Annotated in this window: 19 protein-coding genes; 8 read left to right on the top strand and 11 right to left on the bottom strand. The window is 64.9% G+C overall.

Annotated features, from left to right (window positions below):
* Positions 1–225: 225 nt before the first annotated feature.
* Positions 226–702 carry an Lrp/AsnC family transcriptional regulator gene (locus LZ686_RS12270; protein ID WP_349547979.1) on the bottom strand — a complete coding sequence of 159 codons (477 nt, stop codon included), beginning with the start codon at positions 700–702 and terminating at the stop codon, positions 226–228.
* A 142-nt stretch (positions 703–844) separates the two neighbouring features.
* On the opposite strand from LZ686_RS12270, the gene LZ686_RS12275 reads away from it, so the two are divergent.
* Positions 845–1,882: a zinc-dependent alcohol dehydrogenase family protein gene (locus tag LZ686_RS12275; protein ID WP_349547980.1), complete on the top strand. Its 1,038-nt coding sequence runs from the start codon at positions 845–847 to the stop codon at positions 1,880–1,882.
* Between the two features lie 779 nt (positions 1,883–2,661).
* Here LZ686_RS12275 and LZ686_RS12280 read toward each other — a convergent pair.
* A complete protein-coding gene (locus LZ686_RS12280) occupies positions 2,662–3,342 on the bottom strand; it encodes an AIM24 family protein (protein ID WP_349547981.1) in 681 nt (226 codons plus the stop codon).
* Positions 3,343–3,351: 9 nt separating this feature from the next.
* Positions 3,352–4,146, bottom strand: coding sequence for a bestrophin-like domain (locus LZ686_RS12285; protein WP_349547982.1), 795 nt, complete (start codon positions 4,144–4,146; stop codon positions 3,352–3,354).
* Positions 4,147–4,273: 127 nt separating this feature from the next.
* Between LZ686_RS12285 and LZ686_RS12290 the strand changes: the two genes are divergently transcribed.
* The 6 genes from LZ686_RS12290 (at position 4,274) to LZ686_RS12315 (ending at position 8,922) form a co-directional block, all read left to right on the top strand.
* A complete protein-coding gene (locus LZ686_RS12290; protein ID WP_349547983.1) occupies positions 4,274–5,029 on the top strand; it encodes a TAXI family TRAP transporter solute-binding subunit in 756 nt (251 codons plus the stop codon).
* 11 nt (positions 5,030–5,040) lie between these two features.
* On the top strand, positions 5,041–5,214 hold the full coding sequence (locus LZ686_RS12295; RefSeq protein WP_349547984.1) for a hypothetical protein: 174 nt from the start codon (positions 5,041–5,043) through the stop codon (positions 5,212–5,214).
* A 984-nt stretch (positions 5,215–6,198) separates the two neighbouring features.
* Complete coding sequence (locus LZ686_RS12300; protein WP_349547985.1) at positions 6,199–6,822, top strand: hypothetical protein; 624 nt, start codon at positions 6,199–6,201, stop codon at positions 6,820–6,822.
* A complete protein-coding gene (locus LZ686_RS12305; RefSeq protein ID WP_349547986.1) occupies positions 6,815–7,216 on the top strand; it encodes a phage holin family protein in 402 nt (133 codons plus the stop codon). The genes LZ686_RS12300 and LZ686_RS12305 overlap by 8 nt, the downstream gene beginning before the upstream one ends.
* Positions 7,206–8,225: a DUF3618 domain-containing protein gene (locus LZ686_RS12310; RefSeq protein ID WP_349547987.1), complete on the top strand. Its 1,020-nt coding sequence runs from the start codon at positions 7,206–7,208 to the stop codon at positions 8,223–8,225. The genes LZ686_RS12305 and LZ686_RS12310 overlap by 11 nt, the downstream gene beginning before the upstream one ends.
* A gap of 334 nt (positions 8,226–8,559) precedes the next feature.
* On the top strand, positions 8,560–8,922 hold the full coding sequence (locus LZ686_RS12315; RefSeq protein ID WP_349547988.1) for a DUF202 domain-containing protein: 363 nt from the start codon (positions 8,560–8,562) through the stop codon (positions 8,920–8,922).
* A gap of 270 nt (positions 8,923–9,192) precedes the next feature.
* Here the strand turns inward: LZ686_RS12315 and LZ686_RS12320 are convergent, their stop codons facing one another.
* From LZ686_RS12320 to LZ686_RS12330, 3 genes are read right to left on the bottom strand one after another with little or no spacing between them, the layout of a single operon-like run.
* Positions 9,193–10,344, bottom strand: a complete 1,152-nt coding sequence (locus LZ686_RS12320; RefSeq protein ID WP_349547989.1) for an MBL fold metallo-hydrolase — start codon at positions 10,342–10,344, stop codon at positions 9,193–9,195.
* A gap of 10 nt (positions 10,345–10,354) precedes the next feature.
* Positions 10,355–11,263, bottom strand: a complete 909-nt coding sequence (locus tag LZ686_RS12325; protein ID WP_349547990.1) for a patatin-like phospholipase family protein — start codon at positions 11,261–11,263, stop codon at positions 10,355–10,357.
* 15 nt (positions 11,264–11,278) lie between these two features.
* The gene (locus LZ686_RS12330; RefSeq protein ID WP_349547991.1) at positions 11,279–11,737 is read right to left on the bottom strand and encodes a hypothetical protein; all 459 of its coding nucleotides are present in this window, start codon (positions 11,735–11,737) and stop codon (positions 11,279–11,281) included.
* A gap of 295 nt (positions 11,738–12,032) precedes the next feature.
* On the opposite strand from LZ686_RS12330, the gene LZ686_RS12335 reads away from it, so the two are divergent.
* Positions 12,033–12,209 carry a YlcI/YnfO family protein gene (locus LZ686_RS12335; protein WP_157001453.1) on the top strand — a complete coding sequence of 59 codons (177 nt, stop codon included), beginning with the start codon at positions 12,033–12,035 and terminating at the stop codon, positions 12,207–12,209.
* Positions 12,210–12,433: 224 nt separating this feature from the next.
* On the opposite strand, the gene LZ686_RS12340 is transcribed toward LZ686_RS12335, so the two are convergent.
* Genes LZ686_RS12340 through LZ686_RS12360 form a run of 5 tightly spaced genes read right to left on the bottom strand, consistent with a single transcriptional unit; the run spans position 12,434 to position 21,346 of the window.
* Positions 12,434–14,707, bottom strand: a complete 2,274-nt coding sequence (locus LZ686_RS12340) for a glycosyltransferase (protein WP_349547992.1) — start codon at positions 14,705–14,707, stop codon at positions 12,434–12,436.
* Between the two features lie 20 nt (positions 14,708–14,727).
* A complete protein-coding gene (locus LZ686_RS12345) occupies positions 14,728–15,825 on the bottom strand; it encodes a zinc-dependent alcohol dehydrogenase (RefSeq protein ID WP_349547993.1) in 1,098 nt (365 codons plus the stop codon).
* Entirely contained in the window at positions 15,815–17,917 is a 2,103-nt protein-coding gene (locus LZ686_RS12350; protein ID WP_349547994.1) for a glycosyltransferase, read from the bottom strand. Before LZ686_RS12350 ends, LZ686_RS12345 begins: the two co-directional genes overlap by 11 nt.
* Positions 17,910–20,198, bottom strand: coding sequence for a UDP-galactopyranose mutase (gene glf / locus LZ686_RS12355; RefSeq protein WP_349547995.1), 2,289 nt, complete (start codon positions 20,196–20,198; stop codon positions 17,910–17,912). The genes LZ686_RS12350 and glf overlap by 8 nt, the downstream gene beginning before the upstream one ends.
* Positions 20,195–21,346, bottom strand: a complete 1,152-nt coding sequence (locus LZ686_RS12360) for a glycosyltransferase (RefSeq protein ID WP_349547996.1) — start codon at positions 21,344–21,346, stop codon at positions 20,195–20,197. The genes glf and LZ686_RS12360 overlap by 4 nt, the downstream gene beginning before the upstream one ends.
* Between the last annotated feature and the right edge of the window lie 152 nt (positions 21,347–21,498).

Here is a 21,498-nt window from a genome sequence, read left to right on the forward strand (position 1 = left end):
ACCCAGACGAACAAACAGCCCTCGCGACCCGCGGGGGCTTCGTCATGTCCGGACGATCGATCCCGGCCTGGCCTTCCGCAAGGCCAAGGATTCCCGCAAGCTTACCCAGAAGTGGAAAAACCGTGGGTCATAATTTCCTTTGCGGTAATGTAGCGTCTGCCCGACTTGAAGGAGCATTCGTGGCTACACGCCTTGGTGCTCGACGCATCACGCCTCGAGAAGGCGTCATCCGTCGCTTCGCATGATTGGTAGCCGGCTTGAGGACTTCATCTCTCGCAACGACAGGTTCGACCGGATGCTGGTGACGCCGGGAAGCCGTCGAAGCGTGGTCTCGACGAAGCTGCTGTAGTCATCCAGATCTCGCGCGACGGCGATGAGCAGAAAATCGTCGGCGCCGGTCGTGTTGTGGCAGGACAGGATATTGGGCGAGGTTTCGATGATGCGCTGAAACGTTGCGGTCGCAGTCGCATCGTGTTCGGAACAGCGCAGTTGGACGAATGCCATCACGCCTAGTCCGATCTTCCGGCGGTTCAACCGGGCCTGATAGCCCTCGATGATGCCGCTTTCCTCCAGCCGCTTCAGACGGCGCCAGCATGGCGTTTCGCTCATCGACAGCGTCTCGGCCAGTTTGGCATTTGTCATGCGGCCGTCGTCCTGAAGCAACGTGAGCATCTGCATACTGACGGCGTCAATCTTGGTCATGGGCAGAGTATCCGTCGGTTGCTCCATCAAAGGGGCAGAGTCTGCCTCAATGATGGCAAATGACAAGAAGATTGGCAAAGCTCTTTCCCGCGATGGGACTAGGATGACAGCCGATGGTTCACCACCTGAAGGAGCTGACCCCATGAAAGCCGTGATGTTTGAGACGTTCGGGGAAATGCCCACGCTCGTCACCCTTCCGGACCCGACCCCTGCAGCGCATGGCATTGTTCTCAAGGTGGAGGCGACGGGCGTCTGCCGCAGCGATTGGCACGGCTGGAAGGGGCATGATCCCGACATCGAGCTTCCGCATGTTCCGGGCCACGAATTGGCAGGGGTGGTGGTGGCGGTCGGCAAGGACGTCACCAGGTGGGCAGTGGGGGACAAGGTCACCGTCCCGTTCATCTGCAGCTGTGGCAGCTGCTCGGAGTGCTATGCCGGACATCAGCAGGTCTGCCTGCACCAGGAGCAGCCGGGCTTCACCCATTGGGGTTCGTTTGCCGAATATGTTGCCATCCACAGGGCTGACCTGAACCTGGTCGCCCTGCCGGACAGCATGGATTTCGCCACCGCGGCCAGCTTGGGTTGCCGGTTCGCCACGTCCTTTCGTGCTGTCGTCGATCAGGGGCGGGTCAGTGCGGGGCAATGGGTGGCCGTTCACGGCTGTGGCGGGGTGGGTCTATCCGCGGTGATGATCGCTGCAGCGGCCGGGGCGAACGTCATCGGCGTGGACCTTAATCCGGCAAAGCTGGATCTGGCCCGTGCGCTTGGTGCGGCTTTCGTGATCGACGGAAGACATGAGAATGTCGCCGAAGCGATCCGGGAGATCACCCGTGGTGGCGCGAACGTCTCGATCGATGCGCTTGGGCATACGGTGACGATGACCAATTCCATCCTCTGTCTGCGGCCGCGCGGCAAGCATATCCAAGTGGGCCTGATGCTGGGCGATCACGCGGCACCGGCCGTGCCCATGCCTAGGATCGTCGGTCAAGAGATCGAGATCCTGGGCTCGCATGGGATGCAGTCTCATCGCTATGGCGCGATGCTGGACATGGTGGCCAGTGGCAAGCTCGATCCCGCGCGTCTGGTGGGTGACCGGATCAGCCTTGCCGAAGCCCCCGCGGCCTTGGTGAACATGGACAGGTTTCAGTCCGTCGGCGCCACGATCATCACCCGGTTCTAGGGACATCAGAGAGGAGGGGATCATGGTGTTTGGATCCCTATCTCCCCGCTCTCAAGGTCCGGTCAGGTCGTGAACAGAAGGTCTAGTGCGCGTGGTCTTGGCAGCGAGGTGGGTATCGTCTTATCACGGGAAGCCACCGGCTGCAGGTTCGCAGCAGGAATAAGCGTTTAGTGTATGACCGCCATAACTATGGCACAAACGATAGTCGCGCGCCATTTTTTGTCCGGTCAATAGTGGGCATTGAAAGGCCCGGTTTCGTACGGCAGGTTTGCTCCGCTCTGATTTGATCGAACGGCGTCAGGGATTGGCTGATTTAGCCCATCACGATCGTTGCAAGCCTGGCCACCGTGTTCGCGACACACCTCCGGAAAGGACAGGGCGGCTCAGTGGGTGCAATGAGGTGAGATCAGGATTTAAGCCCCCAGCGCTCCACGATGAACGGGTGGGCGGCACATCATTGAACCAGTGAAACGAAATCAGGTAGAAAACATTCAGATATGCGCCACGCATGATCATCAATTTTCTGATCGACTAATCGACCCAGTCGATGACCTTCATCATGGTAGATTTCGTTTGAACAGCCGACGGCCGAAGGCCAGCGACGCCACAAAGCGATATTGGTTGCGGTTACTGCGGGGAGAAGCCGCTCAAGGATATGCAAATCACGGAAATGACCGTGAACGGGTTACGTATCGTTTGGTCACCGCGCATGCGTGACCGCGGGAGACTGCAGGGCACTGCATCTTGACCGATGCGCATGACATGGGCGCACCAAGGGATCATTCCAGCAAGGCTCCATCGATGCTTTCCCCGGTCATTCTGCGATACAGATGTTCGTTCCAATAAGGCGTCCAGCAAACTAGAACCTTTCCGGTGCCGCTGAAGACACGCAGGCGTTTCTGCCCGGAGATCAGGTTGCGCGGAAATGACGCCGGATTTCGTGATGAAAACCGCAGGCCCTCGGTCCTGCCCAGCACAAGTCGCCCCTGAACACGCAAGTCGCTGTCCTGAACCTCGATCGTCTCGACAGGGCCGGGGGCGTTGATCGCGACCTGGCCCGCATTGTGCAGCGTCGTCTTCCAGACCAGGCCGCCATCACCCGCCCACAGGCTGGGCCAGAAGCGTTCACGGCGCATGCCCAGGGAAACACCGCCTTCGGATGCCCAATAGACGCCGGGCTCCAGAACCCATGTCTCGCCGTCCTGAACCGTCAGAAGGTGATATCCGGACAAGGACGGCTGCAGCACGATCGACCCGTTGCCCTTGTAATAAGGCCTGATCCGGGCTTCGCTGGTGAACATCGACCGAAAGACATCCGCCAGTGCCGGCAGCCGCGGTGTCAGGGCGATGTCGCCGCGCATGGTCGACAGGGCCCCGCGGCGGGCGCGGATGGTCTCCTGGTCGATCTCGATGCGAACCTGCCGCATTCCCTCGACCTCCCGGATGGAAAACTGCGCCATGTCGCCTCCTCAGGGCTCGTCCCAGATCATGACCCTTTGCCACAGGCGCTCCAGCGGGTCGGGCTGAATCGCCGCTTCGCCGCGCAGCGGATCGTCAAGGGCGACGATGACGAACAGGATGACGCCCAGAAAGAACGCCGTGATGGTGCCCAGCACGAACTGACGCACGGGGCGCATCCGCAGCAGGACGATCAGCAGGATATTGATCGCCGCGCCCACCAGCACGGCATACCACAGGACGTTGGGAATTTCCGTGTAGACACCGTTCAGGCGCAGCTGCCGGGCGCGGGTGAACTCCTGGAACGCCGACAGCATCTGCGCATGCAGGATTTCCTGCCCGGCCGAGGTCGGCTCGAACCCCGACAGCTTCTGGCGCATCGCATTCACGCGATTGCCACCGCCATCCAGATAGGAGCCCTGCGCATGGGCGGGCCAGTCCTTGTACAGTGTGAACAGGACATAGTCGCGCATCATCGCCTTGGTCTCGGATCGAACGGGTTCCGGGTAACCGTTGATGTCGGAATACAGCGCGCCCAGCACCGTGGCCTCGTTCAGCACCGCCTCGTTCACGCGCTCGTTGTTCTGATAGGCCGACACGGTCAGCAGGCCCAGCAGCAGACCATAGAACAGGTTGAAGCCGGCCGTGCCGTGCGTGATCGCCTCGTTCAGGTCGGGGCCTGAACCGATCAGCAGGCGCAGGATCGGCTTGAGGACGAGCATCCCGACGAAGATCGACAGGACGGCGGCAAGCGAGAAATAGAAGGCAAGGTCGCGCAGCGGAATGTCGTACAGGAAATCCGGCATCGCTTCCCTCGCAAGGTCCCCCTTTCCATAGTGACTGCGACTTCGCGTTTCTGCGAGAAGATTTTACGTGCTTGCCGATGAATCGCCGTCATGCGCTAATGGCGACAGCAGGGTGCGGAGGTCGTCGATGTTCCGTTGGATGGCAGTGGCCTTTCTGTCCGTGTCGACAGTTGCGCAGGCACAGGATCCACAGCTGTACACCATCGGCTCCGGGGACGTTAACGGAAGCTATTACGCCGCCGCCACCGCCCTGTGTCAGGAGACGAACCGGGCTGAGGCGGCACTGCGCTGCAGCCCCGAGGCCACCCCCGGTTCGATCTACAACATGGAGGCGCTGCGGACCCGCCAGCTTGATTTCGCCATCGTGCAGTCCGACGTGCAGACCATGGCCCTGACCGGCGAAGGCCCGTTCGTGGGTAAACCGGCCTTCTCTGATCTTCGCAGCGTCATGTCGCTCTATCCGGAAACGCTGACGGTCCTGGCGCGCCCCGACGCCCATATCCTCAGCCTGGGGGGGCTTGTCGGCAAGCGGGTCGATATCGGTCTGCCTGCATCGGGCAGGCAGGCGACGGCCATGCGCCTGCTGACGGCCCTGGGTCTGGATCGGACGGATTTCAGGGCGCTGCTTGAACTCACCACCGGCACCGGACTGGATGAACTATGCGCCGGCAGGATCGACGCGACCGTGCTGATCCTGGGTCATCCCAGTTCGGTCGTCGATCGTGCCATCAACGAGTGCGATGCGCGGCTGGTCAACATTTCCGGACCCGAAGTGCGCGCGTTCATCGAGGCGAACGACGATTATGTCTACTCGTCCATTCCGCGCAGCGTCTATGGAAAAAGGGCAGGATCCTGTCGATCGGAGTCTTGGCGACGCTGGTGACACGCACGGACATGCCGGATGACATCGTTGCCGCAATCATCAAAAATACCATCGCAAACCTTCCCTCGATCGGGGTCTCAGCGGCCGTGCTGGAGAAGCTGTCCGTTCGCGACATGCAGGAGTCGGGCTTGGCCGCCCCCTTGCATCCGGCGGCCGCAGCAATGTTTGCGGAGAGAGGCAACTAGCGTTCACCGTTTCTCAAAATGTAGAGTAATTCATTTAGTCAAGGGTTGACGCGAATTCTTGTCCCTTTGAAAATTTCTATTGTTCTGCCTTGCTTATGAAAGCGCGAATTTCAGATTCATGGCCTTGGTTCCAAGGCCATGTTTCACGGAGGCAGTTGCTATTGCGCTCCCGCTTCCAGTGCCAATTGCAGCCGCTATGCTGACCGTTTTGCTGTATGGTTTTTTCCACGCGATTATCTGTACAAATAGCGTAAATTCTATCGGCTATTTCATATCGGAGAAGACTAAGAGAAAGATCAACGGTGGCGTTGGCTCTGGATCGAAGGATTGGTGCCTCGCCCACGGCATGTTATGGCTGTAAAGTTTGCCGATGCTCGCAACGGCGTCGTAAGTCAGGTGATGTTTTCAATGACGTTTAAAGGTGATGCCGCCTGTTCTCTATGAGGGCAAAACACTAGGACCACTGCTGACGAAGTCGCGGGGTGCAACGGGTGGTTTCGCGTCCTGCGATTACAACAAGTACTAATGAAAACATGGCGTACTATATGCCCAGTAGTCTGGATCTGCGCGCTGCCACATGCGGTACTGATATGATCAAGGACGCTGCGGGATGGTTCGATATCATTGAATGGACGGCCTGCATCTTTTTTTTCAATCCTCGGTTGATTTATATAATTCCATCTCTCATTAATAGAGAATCCTAGTCATTATTCCCCCGGGTCAATAGACCGGAGCCGTATGATCGTAGAACGGTCCGTTTCGGCATGGCGCTTTTTGGGAAATAAAAATCATCCTGATAACTTAAAAACTTCAAGACAATGTAATGGAAAGATAATTTCACTATCTGGCATGGTTGCCGCATGAAAAATCTTCAACTTAATTAACGTTACTGGAACATCATCTCCTTCGCTTGGTTAGGGCCCCGATAAACCTGTCGGCGGGTCGCTGTAATGCTCGTCTTCAGCCAGACAAGGGAGATCTCAGATGACCATCAACGATCCGAACCTCAGGGAGACTGATACGTCCGAACAGGGCAGCATCAGGGCCGAGGCCTCCGAACAGGCGTCGCGGTTGGCCGGAACGGTCAAGGACGAAGTCGCGCGCCGCGAGCAGAACCTGCGTTCCGGCGTTGCGCACCGTGCCGAGAGCGTGGCCGAAGGCCTGCGCAAGGCCAGATCCGAGATCGATCCGGATTCGACCGTCGCACAGATGTTCGACCGTGCGGCCGACAGCGTCAGCGGACTGGCGGACAGCCTGAATTCGACGGACCCCGCACAGATGCTGGGTGATGTGCGTCGCTTTGCGCGTCGCCAGCCGGGCGCTTTTCTGGGTCTGTCGGCCTTGGCAGGCTTTGCCGCGGTCCGTTTTCTGCGGGCAGGGTCCGCCAATTCGTCGGACATGACCAGGTCCGGTAGCTATGGCATGACCGGCACGATCCAGCCGACCAGCTCCGATGATCGCGCAGCGGTCGCCCAAACCGGCGCTGCAAACCCTGATCATCACGTGGGCATGGGGGCCAAGCCTGTGTCCGGCACCGGTACCGGCGCAGCGTCATCCGGCAACCCTGGCCTCTCGGGCAGCCGCACGATCGGAGGTTCGTATGACTGATCCTGTCCGCTCCCAGAACCCTGCCACGCTTGCGACCGATGCACTGCGGCTGTCGGGGGATCTTGTCCGCAAGGAAATCGCCCTTGCCAAGGCAGAGATGCGCCGGAACCTCAGCCATGCCGGTGCCGGGCTGGGGATAATCGTGGCCGCCGCCGTCATCGGCATCGTCACGCTGAACGTGCTGACGGCGGCCTTGGTGGCCGCCCTGGCGGAAACCGATCTTGGCCCGATCTGGAGCGCGGTCATCGTCGGGGTCGTGCTTGCGATCCTGGCCTATGGCCTTTTGCGCAAGGGCATGGCCGACCTGAAACCCGAGAACCTGATGCCGACGCGTACGGTCGAGAACGTCCAGCGCGACGCGAACACGGTCAAGGAGGCCTATCATGACGCATGATGCAGACAACCCGGATCATATCGAACGCGAGATCGAGAAGGACCGTGACGCGCTGCGCCGCACGCTGAACGATCTGCAGGACGAACTGTCCCTGGACGGCCTGTCGCGCCGCCTGACGGACTCCGTTCGTCGGAACGGCGCGGAATGGGCGGAATCGGCCAGCGCAGCCGCCCGTGCCAACCCTGTTGCCTTGGGCCTGACCGGTATCGGACTGGCATGGATGATCTTCGGTCGCGGGCATGACCCGGTCCATGGCCTTGGTCAGTCATTCGGGCGGCGCGACGCCCAGACGGCATCGACGCGGGCTTACGGCACCCCGCCCCCGCGCGGTGTGGCATCGACCACGGGTTGGAGTTCGGACCGTCGGCCGATGACGACCGGATCGTCCTTTGACCAAAACACCGGATCCGACAAGGAGCATAGCATGATGGATAGAACCAGAGAGACTGCCAGCCACCTGCGGGACCGCGTCAGTGACGGCTCGACGGCATTGGGCAATCGCGCGCGCCATTTTCGGGACCGGCTTGGAGAGGGCACCGAGGGGATGAGCGAGGAGGCCCGTCGCCGGATCGAGACGGCACGCCGCAAGGCACTGGATGCAAGTGACTCGGCCAGCCGCCAGATGGCGCGGGCGAACAGGCAGATCGCCCGCAGCTATGACAACGAGCCTTTGCTGTTCGGTGCGCTAGCGCTGATCGGGGGCGCGGCCTTGGGTGCCCTGTTGCCCGGCACGCGGCAGGAGGACGAACTGATGGGCGACTATCGTGATCAGTTGTTCGACGAGGCGGAGGCGATCTATGCGGAGGAGAAGAGCCGTATCAGTAGCGCCGTATCAGCCGGGCTGGACGAGGCGAAGTCAGCCGCATCCAGCGTCGTGGCCGCCGCACAGGACGAGTTGACGGACGCGGAAGAAGGCAAGGCATCCTCCGGGTCCGGCTATTCCCAATCCTCCACGGCCCCCCGGACAGCCAGTTCCCCAACAGGTATGGCGGGGTCGACAAAGGCCTAGGCATACAAAGCATCTTTGACAGCCCCGCATCAGCGGGGCTGTCGTCTTTGCAAAGCGCTGTTCCGACCCGAGCTTGTCGTGATCGTCGGCGTTATCTTTACCAAAGAAGAAGTGCGGCACCGGATACCAGGCTGCAGTGTTCCAAGGCACTGTTTGGCGAACTTGATGGTGACACTTGCTTTCAAGATACGCTCTCTTCCGAGCAGGGCAGGCGCTGGCCGGTCAGCCCACTGCAAAGGCACCGCACAGAGAGACGGGGAGGCCGTGGCTCCTTCCTCAATGCAAGCGGTCTCAACAGCTATCCGGCAGCATTGCAAACTACAGCGCGCATATCATGGCAAGCAAGGACCACCCCGCCGAAGACCGCACGGATCTTGCCGAAGATCGCACCATTCTGGCGGTGGAGCGCACGTTCTCTGGCTGGATCAGGACTGGTTTGGCGACTGCTGCGGTTGCGATCGGGATGCAGGCCGTCTTCGGCCCGTTTCAGCCCACCTGGGTTCCGAAAGCCGTGGCGACGGTGTTTCTTCTCGCAGCACAGATGATGCTTCTGTTCGCTTGGTGGGCCAACCGCACATCCCGGCGCAGACTGTCCGTGCATGCGGTCCGGGCTCAACCCGCAATTCTGATAGCATTCCTCATTCTGCTGCTGTCGATCGGCATTTGGGGAACGGGTGCCGTGCTGTGGTTGCTGTGACGGAGGGCGGCTTGAACTATAGGGGTACCTTGCTTGGGCAACAGCGAGTTTCGAGGGCTTTCGGTTAAGCTTTGGTCACGCTGGCAAGGGGGGATCTTCGGACATGTGATCCCTACCGGTCAAGGTGCGACACGGACGTGCCGTCGTCGTACCGCCAAGAATACCGCTCCGCGCCGACATCTGTTGTGGATCAACAACGCGCGCCTGCCCGTACATTCGGCCAGAATCCAACCGGCAATCATTGCTATCCACAAACGGCACTCCACCATCTTACGATGGTTGGCGAAGATAGCGGCTGTCGTTCGGCAGTGCATGCTGACGGAATGTCGTCGCCAGTGCATGCAGCCGTTCTGACAGGGCATCTCCCTGCAGTGCCGGGCCATGGCCTGTCACCATGATCCGGGGCTCCAGGTCCGCCAGCCGCCGGACCGACAGATCGGCCGCCGTCCAATCGGGTGTGAAATAGGCAGGGGGGCCCTGCAGTTGGGCCTGCGGCATCAGGGCACCCCGGAGAGACTCCTGGCGCGTGGTGATGACGGCATCGCCCGCCAGCAAGGCCCGCGTGCCGGCGTTCCAGAACGAGACATGACCCGGCGTGTGGCCGGGCGTATGGATCCACCGCCAATCCTCCAGACCCGGAATGCGGCCATCCTCCGGCAGGGCGCGAAGATGGTGCGACACGTCGATCGGATGCCGGGGGAACAGCCAGGACAGTTCCGCCATCATACCGCCCCCGACCTCGGGGGCTGCAGGGGGATAGGCTTGGCGGCCGGTCAGAAAGGGATGCTCGGCCGGGTGGGCATAGATTGGCGCGTCCCATGTCTCTGCCAGATGATGCAACGCGCCCACATGATCGAAATGCCCATGCGTCAGCAGGATCGCGGCGGGTCGGGATGCGCCATAGCGCCGTCGTGCCGCCTGCAGGATGGCCGCGGCCGAACCCGGCACGCCCGCATCGACCAGATACCAGTCCCGGTCGCCGGCACCGGCAGCACCGATGAACGCGACATTGACGATGCCGCAGCGCAAACAGGCCAGATCGTCGCCAAGATCGGTCGCCCAAGCGTCCGCAGGGACGGCAATGCCGGTCGGTCCCGGGGGCGAAGACGCCGCCGCCACCGCCAGCGAGAACGCCCCATAGCCGCGCAGCATCGTGCGCACCGTCTGGTCGTCCACGTCGCGCGCCAAGGCAAGGCAGGCCGCACCCTGCGCGGCATCCAATAACCGGTGCTGGTCCATGCGGATCGGCCGCCCGGGCGAGCGACCGCGATAGGATGTCGCCAGCGAATACGCGGCCACCCCCAATCCGATGGCGGTCAACGGCGCCCGAAGGCCGGCGTTTCGTCTCATGGATGCCGGCCCCAGGACCAGCAGGGCCGCGGACACGGCATCAAGCGCGGCGTGCAGTCGGGGTGGGATCACGATGGGCCTCTCATGTCGGGGGTTCAGCGATGATGCTCTCAAGCGCCTGGGCCATCAGCATATGTCCCAGCTTGGATCGGCGGCGCAGTGACGCCTGGCTGTAGTCGAAGGACTTTCCGGAAAAGTCGTCCTCGGGGTCCGACAGGATGACATGATGAAAGCGACGTCCGGTCAGGTCGCACGCCGCAATCGCACGGCGCGACTGGCACCCGAAGGCAAGCTCCTGCGCCCGGTCGGCGATGCCGTCCATCGTCTGGCGCAGCGGCCCCGCTGCGCTGTACAGATCGCAGGCCAGGATCAGGGCGTCGTCATCGCGATCCAGCAGTGGGCGCAGGGGCAGGTTCTCGGCCAGGCCCGCATCCATGAAATGCCGACCGTTCAGGGTGACAGGGGGAAACAGGACCGGCAACGCGCTGCTGGCCATAAGATGATCCACCGTCAGCGGTTCCACCGTATTGCGGAACGCCGCCACGGTGCCGGTTTCGGCATCCGTCGCGGTCACGGTGACCTCGATGCCGCCCGCGTTCAGCAGTTCGAAATCCACATAGTCCTCGATCAGCCGACGGGTCGCCCTGCGATGGAAGACTGCCCTGTCGGGCGGCACGCCGGGTAGGATCTCGGCCAACCCGGGGACCGATGGGCTGAACAGCGCAGGGTTTCCGAACAGCAACGTGCCCGTGACCAACCGGCGGCGCCCGCTTCCGGACAAGGCAGACTGAGCGATGTCGTTGAGAAAGCGGTCCAGGCTTTCGACACGCCGGTCTGGCGGATTGCCCGCGATGACCGCCGCGACGATCGCCCCGATCGAGGCGCCCGAGATGCGTGTGACGTTCAGCGCTGCGTCCTGAATGGCCTTCCATGCGCCCGCATGAAAGGCCCCTAATGCGTTTCCGCCGGACAGGCACAACCAGGTCTGCATTCCGTCATTCCCCATTTACCGTCCGTTCAAAGGAGTGCCGATGGTTGGCGTGGTGCCCATAGGCACGCTCCAATGCGGCTGTTCGGTGATGTCCGGGGCGTGGGCTGTACGCACGATCAGGGGCGGCTCATGGTCGGAGATCTGGCTGGCCGGTAAGGTGACATCGAACGTTGGTCTTGCCTGCCTGGCGCGCAGGGGTTTGGCGGTGGCGGCATGGTTGGCGATATCATCAACGCTTGGCACTCTGTCAGCAGTCACGGCGGCAGTCTGATGCTGGCAGAGGTGCCGGCTGACGCAGCTGCTTGCCGTGCCGGCTGTCATACGCCTGTTTGCGATATGAACGTTCCACCCGAAATGGTCGCTTGCCGGCAGGATCGTCGGCGTGGCGTCAATGACAGGTGGAGCGAGCCTGAGCCTCGACGGGGTCGGGACGGCGTCGGCGGATGTGACTGCAAAGACGCGTGGGTGGTTCATCGGATCCTCCTTGTCGGTGGAGGTCCGGCAACCGGCAGCCGCAGCAAATGTTCCTGGCCATGACGTCGTCATCGTTTCGGGCAAAGCACTGGTTCCCAGGCATCGGGCCACCAGCGACGGCCAATCCATTCCAGAGCGTATTTGGAAACTCGGACGCAGTACGTTGCTTTCTAGTGTACATGTAACCCCGGAAGCGGCGCCTGGCTTATCGGTGAGGAGACCTCTCAGGACGTGCAAGCTTGGGAACCGCATGACGCGCTGACATGTTCAATGAAACGATACAGGAGAGCGGAACATGACCGGTTCGACCCCACCAATTGACCTTCCCGACGACCTTCGCCGTGGCTTGGAGACCGCGGCAGCCGAAGCGGGGGATTCGCCCACGGACATCATCGTCAAGGCATTGGAAGCCTTTGGCATTGAACGGCTGACTGATGATCAGCAGCTGAAACGCATGACCGGATCGCAATAAACGTAGTCCACAAGGTGTCAGACGCTGCGATTCCAGTCAGGCTCCTATCTGCAAACAGATGCGTGAAATATCGGTTCTACCGGTAAATCTTGCCGAACCAATTCACACTGGTTGATAGGTCAGCGCCACTTTTAGCGATGATTCACCTGGGACACCAAGCAAGCACATTTCGCTGAAACTGGATAACCAGCGCTGATGCGGGTCTGTGCCTATATTCCTCGACATTACCATTGTGACACTCCTTGCAACTTGCGTGCCAAGGGAGCGCACACGTCGCGTGCGCCGCTGCTGGGGTCTGCGCCCAGCAGGCCGTTCGGGCACATGCGGTCGTCGTCCCATCCGGGGTGGTCGGCAACGGGGTAGAGGCATACCCCCTCGACCCGGACGCCGCGACGGCGGGCGTGATGGGTCTGGGTCATGACATGGTCGAACCACGCGGCGCGGCGCGCGCCTTCGGTCCCGGTCTCGGCCAGCATCACGGGGCGGTCATAGCGCGCCGCGACCTCGACAAGCAAATCTGACAGGGGGCGGTGCAGCGCATGATCGACGTCGATGGGCGGGCCGCCATGGATCCATTGGTTGTTCCAGTAATAGTTGACGCCGACCACGTCAAGCGCGGCCTCGGATCCCCCAATCTGCGGCCAGATGCGGCCCGCGATCAGATCGAAGGCCTGGAACTGGGCGTCGTGCCAGCCATGCGCCTCGAACAGCGGGCGACCGGTCCAATCGGCATGCTGGACCGCGATCAGCGGCTCGGCGGTGACGAAGCGCGCCCGCGGGTCGATGGCCACCAGCTCCGCGCGGGCGGCCAGATAGCAGCGGGCCAACTGGACCTTCAGCTCGAACCCGCGGCCCCCGGCGAACGGATTCAGATAGCCCGCATCCCCGCCGGCCCAGGACAGGAAGCTGATCTCGTTCACCGGGCACCAGAAGGGGACGGCATCCGTCAATTGGCGATGGTGCCGACCGGCGGCGCGGGCCAACCGGGCAAAGCGGTCGACGAAGGCCGGGGACCAGACGTCCAGATCGTCCGGCCAGCCGTAATGCATCATGTCCCAGATCACCTGCGTGCCGGTGTCGCGCGCCGCCTGGAGCATCGGGGTCCAGGATCCCAGGTCCAGCGCGCCGCCCGCGTCGATCGACGGCCAGCGTAAGGCATCGCGGCAGGTGCGGATGCCCAAGCCTTGCAGCTGCAGGTAATCCTGGGTGGCATGGGTGTCGTGACCGATGGCCGCGATGACATCCAGCCGCCGCCCGTCGCGCCGCCGATGGGTCGAGGATTCCCATCCCCCCTGGATCACGCTGGTGAACAGCGTAGGCACCGGCGCCGGGGCCTGTTCGGCCAGAACGGTGTCGATCAGCGCCTGCCATTGCGGCACCACGACCGTGGCGGAATAGGTTGCGCGCACATGGCCCTGCAGCGCCGATCCCAGGCCGTGCCGCAGGGCCGGTTCGTCGATCAGCCGACGCATGGCGGCGGCCACCGCCCCGGGATCCTCGTGCGGCACGAACAGGCCGCTGACGCCGTCGCGGATCTGCTGCAGGGCGCCGTTGTCGGGGGTGGCGATGACGGGCAGGCCCGCGGCCCCGGCCTCGGCGATGACATGGGGCATGCCCTCGCCCCGGCTGAGCCAGCAGAAGACATCCATCGCCGCCAGCAGGTCGGGCACGTCCGCCCGGTCGCCGGTAAAGATCACGCGGTCGCCAAGGGGTGCCGCCAGCGCCTGCAGCTGCAGCGCGTATTCCGGCATGAAGGCGTCCGGCCCGCCGATGACGACGAACCGCGCCTGCGGATGGCTGGCGGCGACGCGCATCGCGGCGGCCAAGAAATCCTCGACCCGCTTCTTGCGGTCCAAGCGGCCGACCCATCCGATCAGCACCTGGTCGTCGGCGATGCCAAGCGCCGCGCGGATGGGCGCCCGGCGTGCCGGATCGAACTCGGTCAGATCGACCATCGACGGGATCTCGACCGCATGGTCGGGCCGGTCGGGCATGCGTCCCGCCGCCGCCGCGCGGATGCTGTCGCAGACGCCCACATAGCGCGCGGTCAGGTGCTTGGGCCCGGCCAGCGCCTCGCTGACCAGCCCGCCATGTTCGATCAGCGGTGGGCGCAGGGCCAGACGCTCCATCGCGGGATAGATGTCGGCGACGTTCTGACAGCTGACCACCACGTCGGCCCCGCAGATCTTGCGGCGCAGATAGTCGATGGTGTCGTCGAACCCAAGCGCATAGGGCGTCGTGTCGACATGGATGCCAAGCGCGCGCAGCTGGTCGGTCGTCTGGTCGGGCATCCCCTCCTTGCGAAAGCAGGGGATGACGTCGATCCGGTACCGGTCGCGGGGCAGGGTGCGGGCCAGCAGGCGCAGTTCCGTCTCCTCTCCGCCGACGACCAGCCAGGCCAGGACGAACAGGATGCGAATCTTGCCGGCGTCAGGATGCGGGACGGGCAGGTCCTGGGGCGGCTGAACGCCCCAGGGCTGGTTCAGATCGTCGTTCATCGGATCGCTCCTTGGCGGGATCAGGTCGCGAAGACGACCTGGAGAAAATCGAACCGCTCGGTCGCCAGGCGTTCCAGGAACCGCGGCGCCTCGTCGAAGGGCACGACATGGGTGATCAGATGCTGGCGGATGGCGGGGCCCATGCGCTCCAGCAGGCGGACGGTCTCCGCAGCCAGACGCCGCTGGCTCCAGTCGGCGGCCAGACGGCGCGGCATGCGGTTGATCTGGGCGCAGATCAGGCGCAGGCCGTTGTGGTGGAACTCCTCGCCCAGGCGCAGGTCCGGCAGGCCACCCTGATAGAAGGCCAGGTCGATCACCGTGCCCTGCGGGCGCAGGGCGGCCAGCGCGCGGTGCAGGCTGTCGGAATGGGCCCGGGTCTGGAACACCACCTCGGCGCCGCGGCCGCCGTGACGATCGTGCCATGCGGACTTGGCATGGGCCACGGCCGCGTCCTCGTCCATCGGTGTCATGCCCAGCTTGCGGATGATGTCCTGGCGGAAGGGAGAGGGATCGACGACCACCACCTCGGATGCGCCGGCGGCCTGCGCGAACAGCGCGCAGAACAGGCCCACCGTGCCGCCACCCCAGATCAGCGCGGGGCGCCCGTCCAGGCTGGCGCCCAGATGCGGGACGGCGGCGCCGAAGGCCTCGGCATCGGCATGCAAGATGCCGTTCGCGGCGATCGGTCCCATCTGGCCCACAAAGATGCCCAGCATCGGGTCCATCCCGTCGGGCAGCGCCGTCAACAGGTCGTGGGACGGATCGGCGGTGTGGCCTGTCTTGTGACCGAAGGCGGTGCCGACCACCTGACCGTTCCGCCAGCCCGGCGCGCGCGCGTCGATCACGCGGGCGCTTTCCATATAGCCCAGGAAGTTGACCGGAAACCGGGCCGACGGCTCGCCGGGCACGAAGCGGCCCGCGACATCGTCCCACCGGCTGTGCAGATAGGGGTTGGTCCCCTTCAGGAAGGTCAGCTCGGTCCCCGCAGACAGCCCGGTATAAAGCAGGTCCAGCCGGACCTGCCCGTCCCCCGCCGGCCCTTCGTCATAGCCGAAGAAGCCCGGACGGCCCTGGTCCAGGATGGCCAGCGACCGGATGTGGCGATGTTCATGCGGCATCGTCGGCGCCCGCCGCAGCGGCAGGACAAAAGGTGGGCTGCGGGTCGGCCCGCAGCCCCTCCATCCGCACAAGGGTTCCGGTTTCGGCCGACCGGCCCACGGCCAGCGCGACCTGATGGGTCAGCAACGCCTCGGCATAGTCGCAGCGGATGCGGTTCTCGCGGCCCATGACGGCCTCGACGAAATCGCGGTCCTCGCGCCAGACCGGATCGCCGCTGGCCTGCCGGACGGGTCGGCCCTGGCCGACGTCGACCATCAGGTCGTGGTCGGTGATCTCGATCGCCATGGCGTCGCTGAAGACATGCAGGCCGACGCGGTGGTTCCACCGCATCAGGCAGGTCGACGACAGGTTGGCCACCGCCCCCGACGCAAAGCGCAGCGTGGCCGCAGTGGCGGTGGGGACGGTCAGGCCGGGAAAGTCGTCGCGGTCGCGCCGTGCGGACAGGCCGAACACCTCGGTCACGTCGCCGGCCAGGAACCGTGCCGCGTCGATGATGTGGGTGGCCTGTTCGACGACCTGGCCCCCCGATCCGTCGGCCCGCCACCACCATTCCGGCGGCGGCGTCTGGTCGATCCAGAATCCCTGCATCAGATGCGCGGGATTGGTCGCCAGATGGGCGCGCGCCTCGTCCATCGTGTCCAGATAGCGCCAGTGATAGCCGACGGCGGTGATCAGCCCGGCCTGCTCGACCTCTGCCGCGATCCGCTGGGCCAGATCGACGTCCAGGGTGATCGGCTTTTCGACGAAGAACGGCAGGCCCCGCGCGATGCAGGCCCGTTCGGGCGCCCCATGCGCAAAGGGCGGCACGCAGATGTAGACGGCGTCCAGATCATGCGCGGCCAGCATCGCGTCGTGATCGTGATGGGCCGTGGCCCCCATGCGGTCTGCGGCCTCCTGCGCGCGGGCGGGGTCGGTGTCGCAGATGGCCACGACCTGGACGTCGGGCATGGTCTGCAGCACGCCGAAATGGCGATGCGCGATGCCGCCCGCCCCGATGAAGCCCAGTCTGATACGGTCCATAGGCGGTTTTTCCTTCCTTGCGCTGGCGGCGCGATAGGCGGCCAGGGTGTCGCCGGCCATGCGGGCGGCAGTGAAATGCGCGGTGAAACGGTCCTGCTGCGCCTGGGCCACGCGTGCGCGCGCCTGCGGATCGCGCAGCGCCGCGGCCAGGTGGTCGGCAAGGGCGCGGCTGTTGCCCGGCGGGTGCAGCCAGGGGTGGTCGGGGCCAAGCGCCTCGACGGTGCCGCCGATCCGGCTGGCCGCGACGGGCAGGCCGGCGGCCATCGCCTCCAGCGCGACCAGCGGCAGCCCCTCGAACCGCGACGGCAGGGCCAGGATTCCGGCCTGCGCCATCAGCGCGGGCACGTCGTCGCGTCGCCCGGCCAAGGTCACATGGTCCTGCAGGCCCAACCGGCGGATCGCGCGGTCCAGCAGCAGCCGGCCCGGACCGTCGCCGACGATCACGACCCGTGCGTCGCCGCCGCCCCGCCGCAGCCGGGCCAGCGCCCCCAACAGGACGCGCTGCGCCTTTTGCGGGGTCAGGCGACCGACGCAGAGGATCATCCGGTCGTCGCGGTCCGCCTGTGGCGCGGGGCGGTGGCGGATGCCGTTGGGCACCGCGCGGACGGATGTTCCCGGGCCAAGTACCCTGCGCCACCCGTCCGCGGCCTGGCGCGACACGGCGATCACGCCGTGCACCCCGGCCAGCGCGGTGCGGTATTCGGCGATCTGATCGGGGTCCGTCAGCAGCCAGGGCAGATGTTCGGTCCGCAGCACGGTCGCGCCGGCGGCATGGGCGGCGCGGGTCAGGGCGTGCCCCTCCCACCCGATGCCGGCGTGGACATGGACCGTTCCGCGGCCTTGCCCCGCCCAGTCCGCAACCGCCCGGGCGATCGCCCCGGTGTCCGTCACCGCGGCCATGCCGCCCGCCGCTGTGACCTGCGCAGCCAGGGCGCGGCCCGCCGGATGGTCGGGCCACAGCGTTTCCGGGCGCAGGCCCCGCTCCGCCAGCGCGGCGGCCAGGGCGACCATATGCGCGCCCACGCCCGACGGTTCGGCGCTGTCGGTGACCAGCAGCAACCGGTCAGGCATGCACGGGGACCGCCATCATGCGCCGGTGCAGCGCCAGGGCCTGGGCCACCACCTGGTCCATGTTGTAATAGCGGTAGCTGCCAAGACGCCCGGCAAAGATCACGTTCGGTTCCGCATCGGCCAGCGCCCGATAGCGGCGGAACAGTGCCTGGTTCTCTGGGCAGGGGATGGGATAATAGGGATCGCCCCGGTCCGACGGATATTCGCGGGTGATCGCCGTCATCGGGTGGTCCTGCCGGGTCAGGTGCTTGTATTCGGTGATCCGCGTGAAGGGCACTTCCGGGTCGGGATAGTTCACGACGCCCACCGGCTGGAACTGGCGCTGGGGCAGGGTCTCGTGCGCGAAGGTCAGGCTGCGATAGGGCAGCGCACCGAAGCGGTGGCCGAAATAGGCGTCGATCGGCCCGGTATAGACGGTCAGCGCGCCGCGATCGGCCGGGTCGATGTCATGGAAATCGGTGCCCGTGCGCACGTCGATCCCCGGATGGTCCAGCATGCGCGCGAACATCGCGGTATAGCCATCGCGCGGCATCGCCTGGAACCGGTCGGTGAAATAGCGATCGTCGGTATCGGTGCGCGTTGGCACCCGCGCCGTGACCGAGGGGTCCAGCTGGGACGGATCCAGCCCCCATTGCTTGCGGGTGTAACCCTCGAAGAACAGCCGGTACAGATCGTCCCCCACGGCCGAGACGACGACATCGCGCGCGGTGCGGATGGGGTCCACGGGCCGGGCGCGCGCCGCCAGGAAGGCGGCGGTGTCCGCGTCGCCGGTCAGCCCGGCATCATAGAGCATGTTCAGCGTCGTGCGGTTGATCGGCATCGGCACCCGGCGATCGCCAAGATCGGCCAACACGCGGTGCGCATAGGGCCGCCATTCGGTGAAGCGTGACAGGAAATCGACGACCTCGGTGGCGTTGGTGTGAAAGATGTGCGGGCCATAGCGGTGGATCAGCAGGCCGTCGGCATTCTGTTCGTCAAAGGCGTTGCCGCCGATATGGTCGCGCCGGTCGACGACCAGCACCCGCTTGCCCGACTGTTCGGCCAACTGGCGCGCCATGACCGCGCCGGCAAACCCCGCGCCGCAGATGGTCACGTCGGGACGGGGCCGCGCGCGGCAGGGGCGGGGCACGGCAGGCCGCCGGCGTCGGTCGACCGCCCGGTCCAGCAGCGCCGCCATGCGGGCCTGCGTCAGGTCCCAGCTTTGGCGGGCTAGCACAGCGTCGGCCTCGGTGCAGATGTCGGCCGGGGCATCCGCCAGCGCATCGGCGCAGGCCGCGACAAAGGCCGCCGGGCCGTCGGCGATGCGGACCGCGTGCAGATGGCCGTACTGGCGCACCACGTCGCGCACCGGGGTGGACACGACCGGGCATCCGGCGGCCAGATATTCCGGCGTCTTGGTCGGAGAGATGTAGCGCGTCGCCTCGTTCATCGCGAAGGGCATCAGCGCCACGTCCCACCCCGCCAGATAGGCGGGCAGCTGGTCATAGCTCTTCTGGCCCAGCCAATGCAGGTTGGGCGCCTGGGGAAGGCTGGCGGGGTCGATCTTGACCACCGGACCGATCATCACCACCGACCAGTCGGGCCGCGCCGCGGCCAGTCCCGCGATCAGGTCCAGATCGACGCGTTCGTCGATCACCCCGTACCAGCCAAGCCGCGGGCCGGGCAGGCCGGCCTGATCGTCGGGTTCGGCAAGTCCCGTCCGTGCGGTCGCGAAATGCCCCGTCTCCACCGAGGAGGGGAAGGCGTGGATATTGGCGTGATCGTTGCGCCGCGCTTCCCACAGGGACCAGCCGCCGGTGGTCACCAGATCCGCCGATGCCATCAGCGCGGCCTCCAGCCCGGCCAGCGCGGGCGGCGCAAAGCGGAACGAGGCCAGCTCGTCCATGCAGTCATAGACCACGGCCGCGGCATCGACATGCTGCACGACGGGCCACATCATCGGCGTGTACAGCCACAGGACCGGGCGCACGATCCCGTTCAGGGCCAGCATCTGGTCGAACAGACCCACCAGGCCCGCGGCCTGATCCTGGGGCGACCAGCGGTCGGGAATGCGGGGGCGCACGGCCTGGACGGTCGTGCCGTGAAAGGCGTGGAACTCCAGATAAGGCAGGTGATGCGTGGTGGGGATCGCCTCCTCCCAGAACAGCACGCGGTAATCGCGGGCAAAGCGGTCCATCAGGTGCTGAGGCCGCTGGGTCACGAAATCCCACCGCAGATGCGACAGGCAGATCAGGGCGGGCTTGTCGGTCGTCGCGGGGTGCGACAGGTCGCGGGGCGTCATGACGGCTCCTTCCGGCGACCGCTGCGGATCGCGTCGATGTCTTGGCCAAGGCAGGCGATGCTGGCGCGCCAGCCCCATCGGGCGATCGCGTCGGGGCGGGGATCGGCGGGCGGCGATGCCAGCAGCCCGTCCAGCGCGGCGGCAAAGGGCGCGCCGGGGGATGCGATGGTCCCGGCCGATGCAGGCACGTGGTCCAGCCCGCAGACCAAGTCCGCATTGGCCAGAACCGGCAGGCCGGCCAGCTGATATTCGGTCAGAATCGCGGGGGCGCCGTCATGCTGACCGCAGACCACGCCGACGCGGGCGCGGTTGATCAGCCGGTTGACGGCATCATGATCCACCCCCGGTGGGCCCACGATCTCGACGTCCAGGCCGCGGCGGTCGGCGTCGGCGCGCAGGTCGTCGTCGCCGTATCCGACCACCAGCAGGGCCGTGGTGCCGGGGCGGCGCTCCATCGCGTCGAACAGGATGTCGTGGCGCTTGTAGGGCTGCGCGCAGGCGACATAGACCACGTCGCGATCCTTGGCCGCACCGGTCGGATGAAAGGTCACGTCGGACGCAAAGTTCGGGCCGATGGGCAGCACGCGCGTGCGGGCGCCGGGGATACGCGCCCTGATTTCGGTCGATTGCCAAGGGGCGCCGGTCAGGAACAGATCGAACCGCGCCGCCAAGTCATAGGGGATCCGCAGTGCCGGGGCGTCGATGGAATTGTAGATGGTGATCGCACCGCGTGCCGCATCCATGATGTCATGCCCGACCCCCAGGCCCCAGACGCACAGGATGTCGGGCACGCCGGTCTGCTGCAGATGGCGCACCGCCTCGGCCGATCCATAAGGCGCGTCATGCGCATCGGCGCGAAAGACGCGCCGCGTCAGGCCGGGGCGGTCCGGATCGGCCCGGCCCGCGGCAAGGCCCAGGCTGGCATCGGATTCGCCGCAGCGCCCGGCAAAGCTCCAGATCTCGGCGGTATCGACGATGCCCGCCGCGATCGCTGCCAAGGGCAGGCGTTCCAGATAGCCGCCGGTGACGGAGACCTGTCCCGTCGGGGGCGGCGGCAGGATGGTGTCGATCTGCGCCGGATGCGTCACCGGGACCGGCGGACCATGGCTGCAATGATCCGAGATGACGACAAGACGACGAGAATGCATGGGGCCGCCGCTGAAAGAGAACGCCGTAGGACATCGCGATGTTCACGACATGTTTCAGCTAAGGTCAGGGTTGACGACCACGCAACTTGATTAATGTCAGCGTTGCTGGGGCAGGTTTTGCACTCTGTGTCATGCGCCGTTCGGGCGAACCC

This window comes from Paracoccus sp. NFXS7, assembly GCF_040148865.1.
GTDB classification, from domain to species: domain Bacteria; phylum Pseudomonadota; class Alphaproteobacteria; order Rhodobacterales; family Rhodobacteraceae; genus Paracoccus; species Paracoccus marcusii.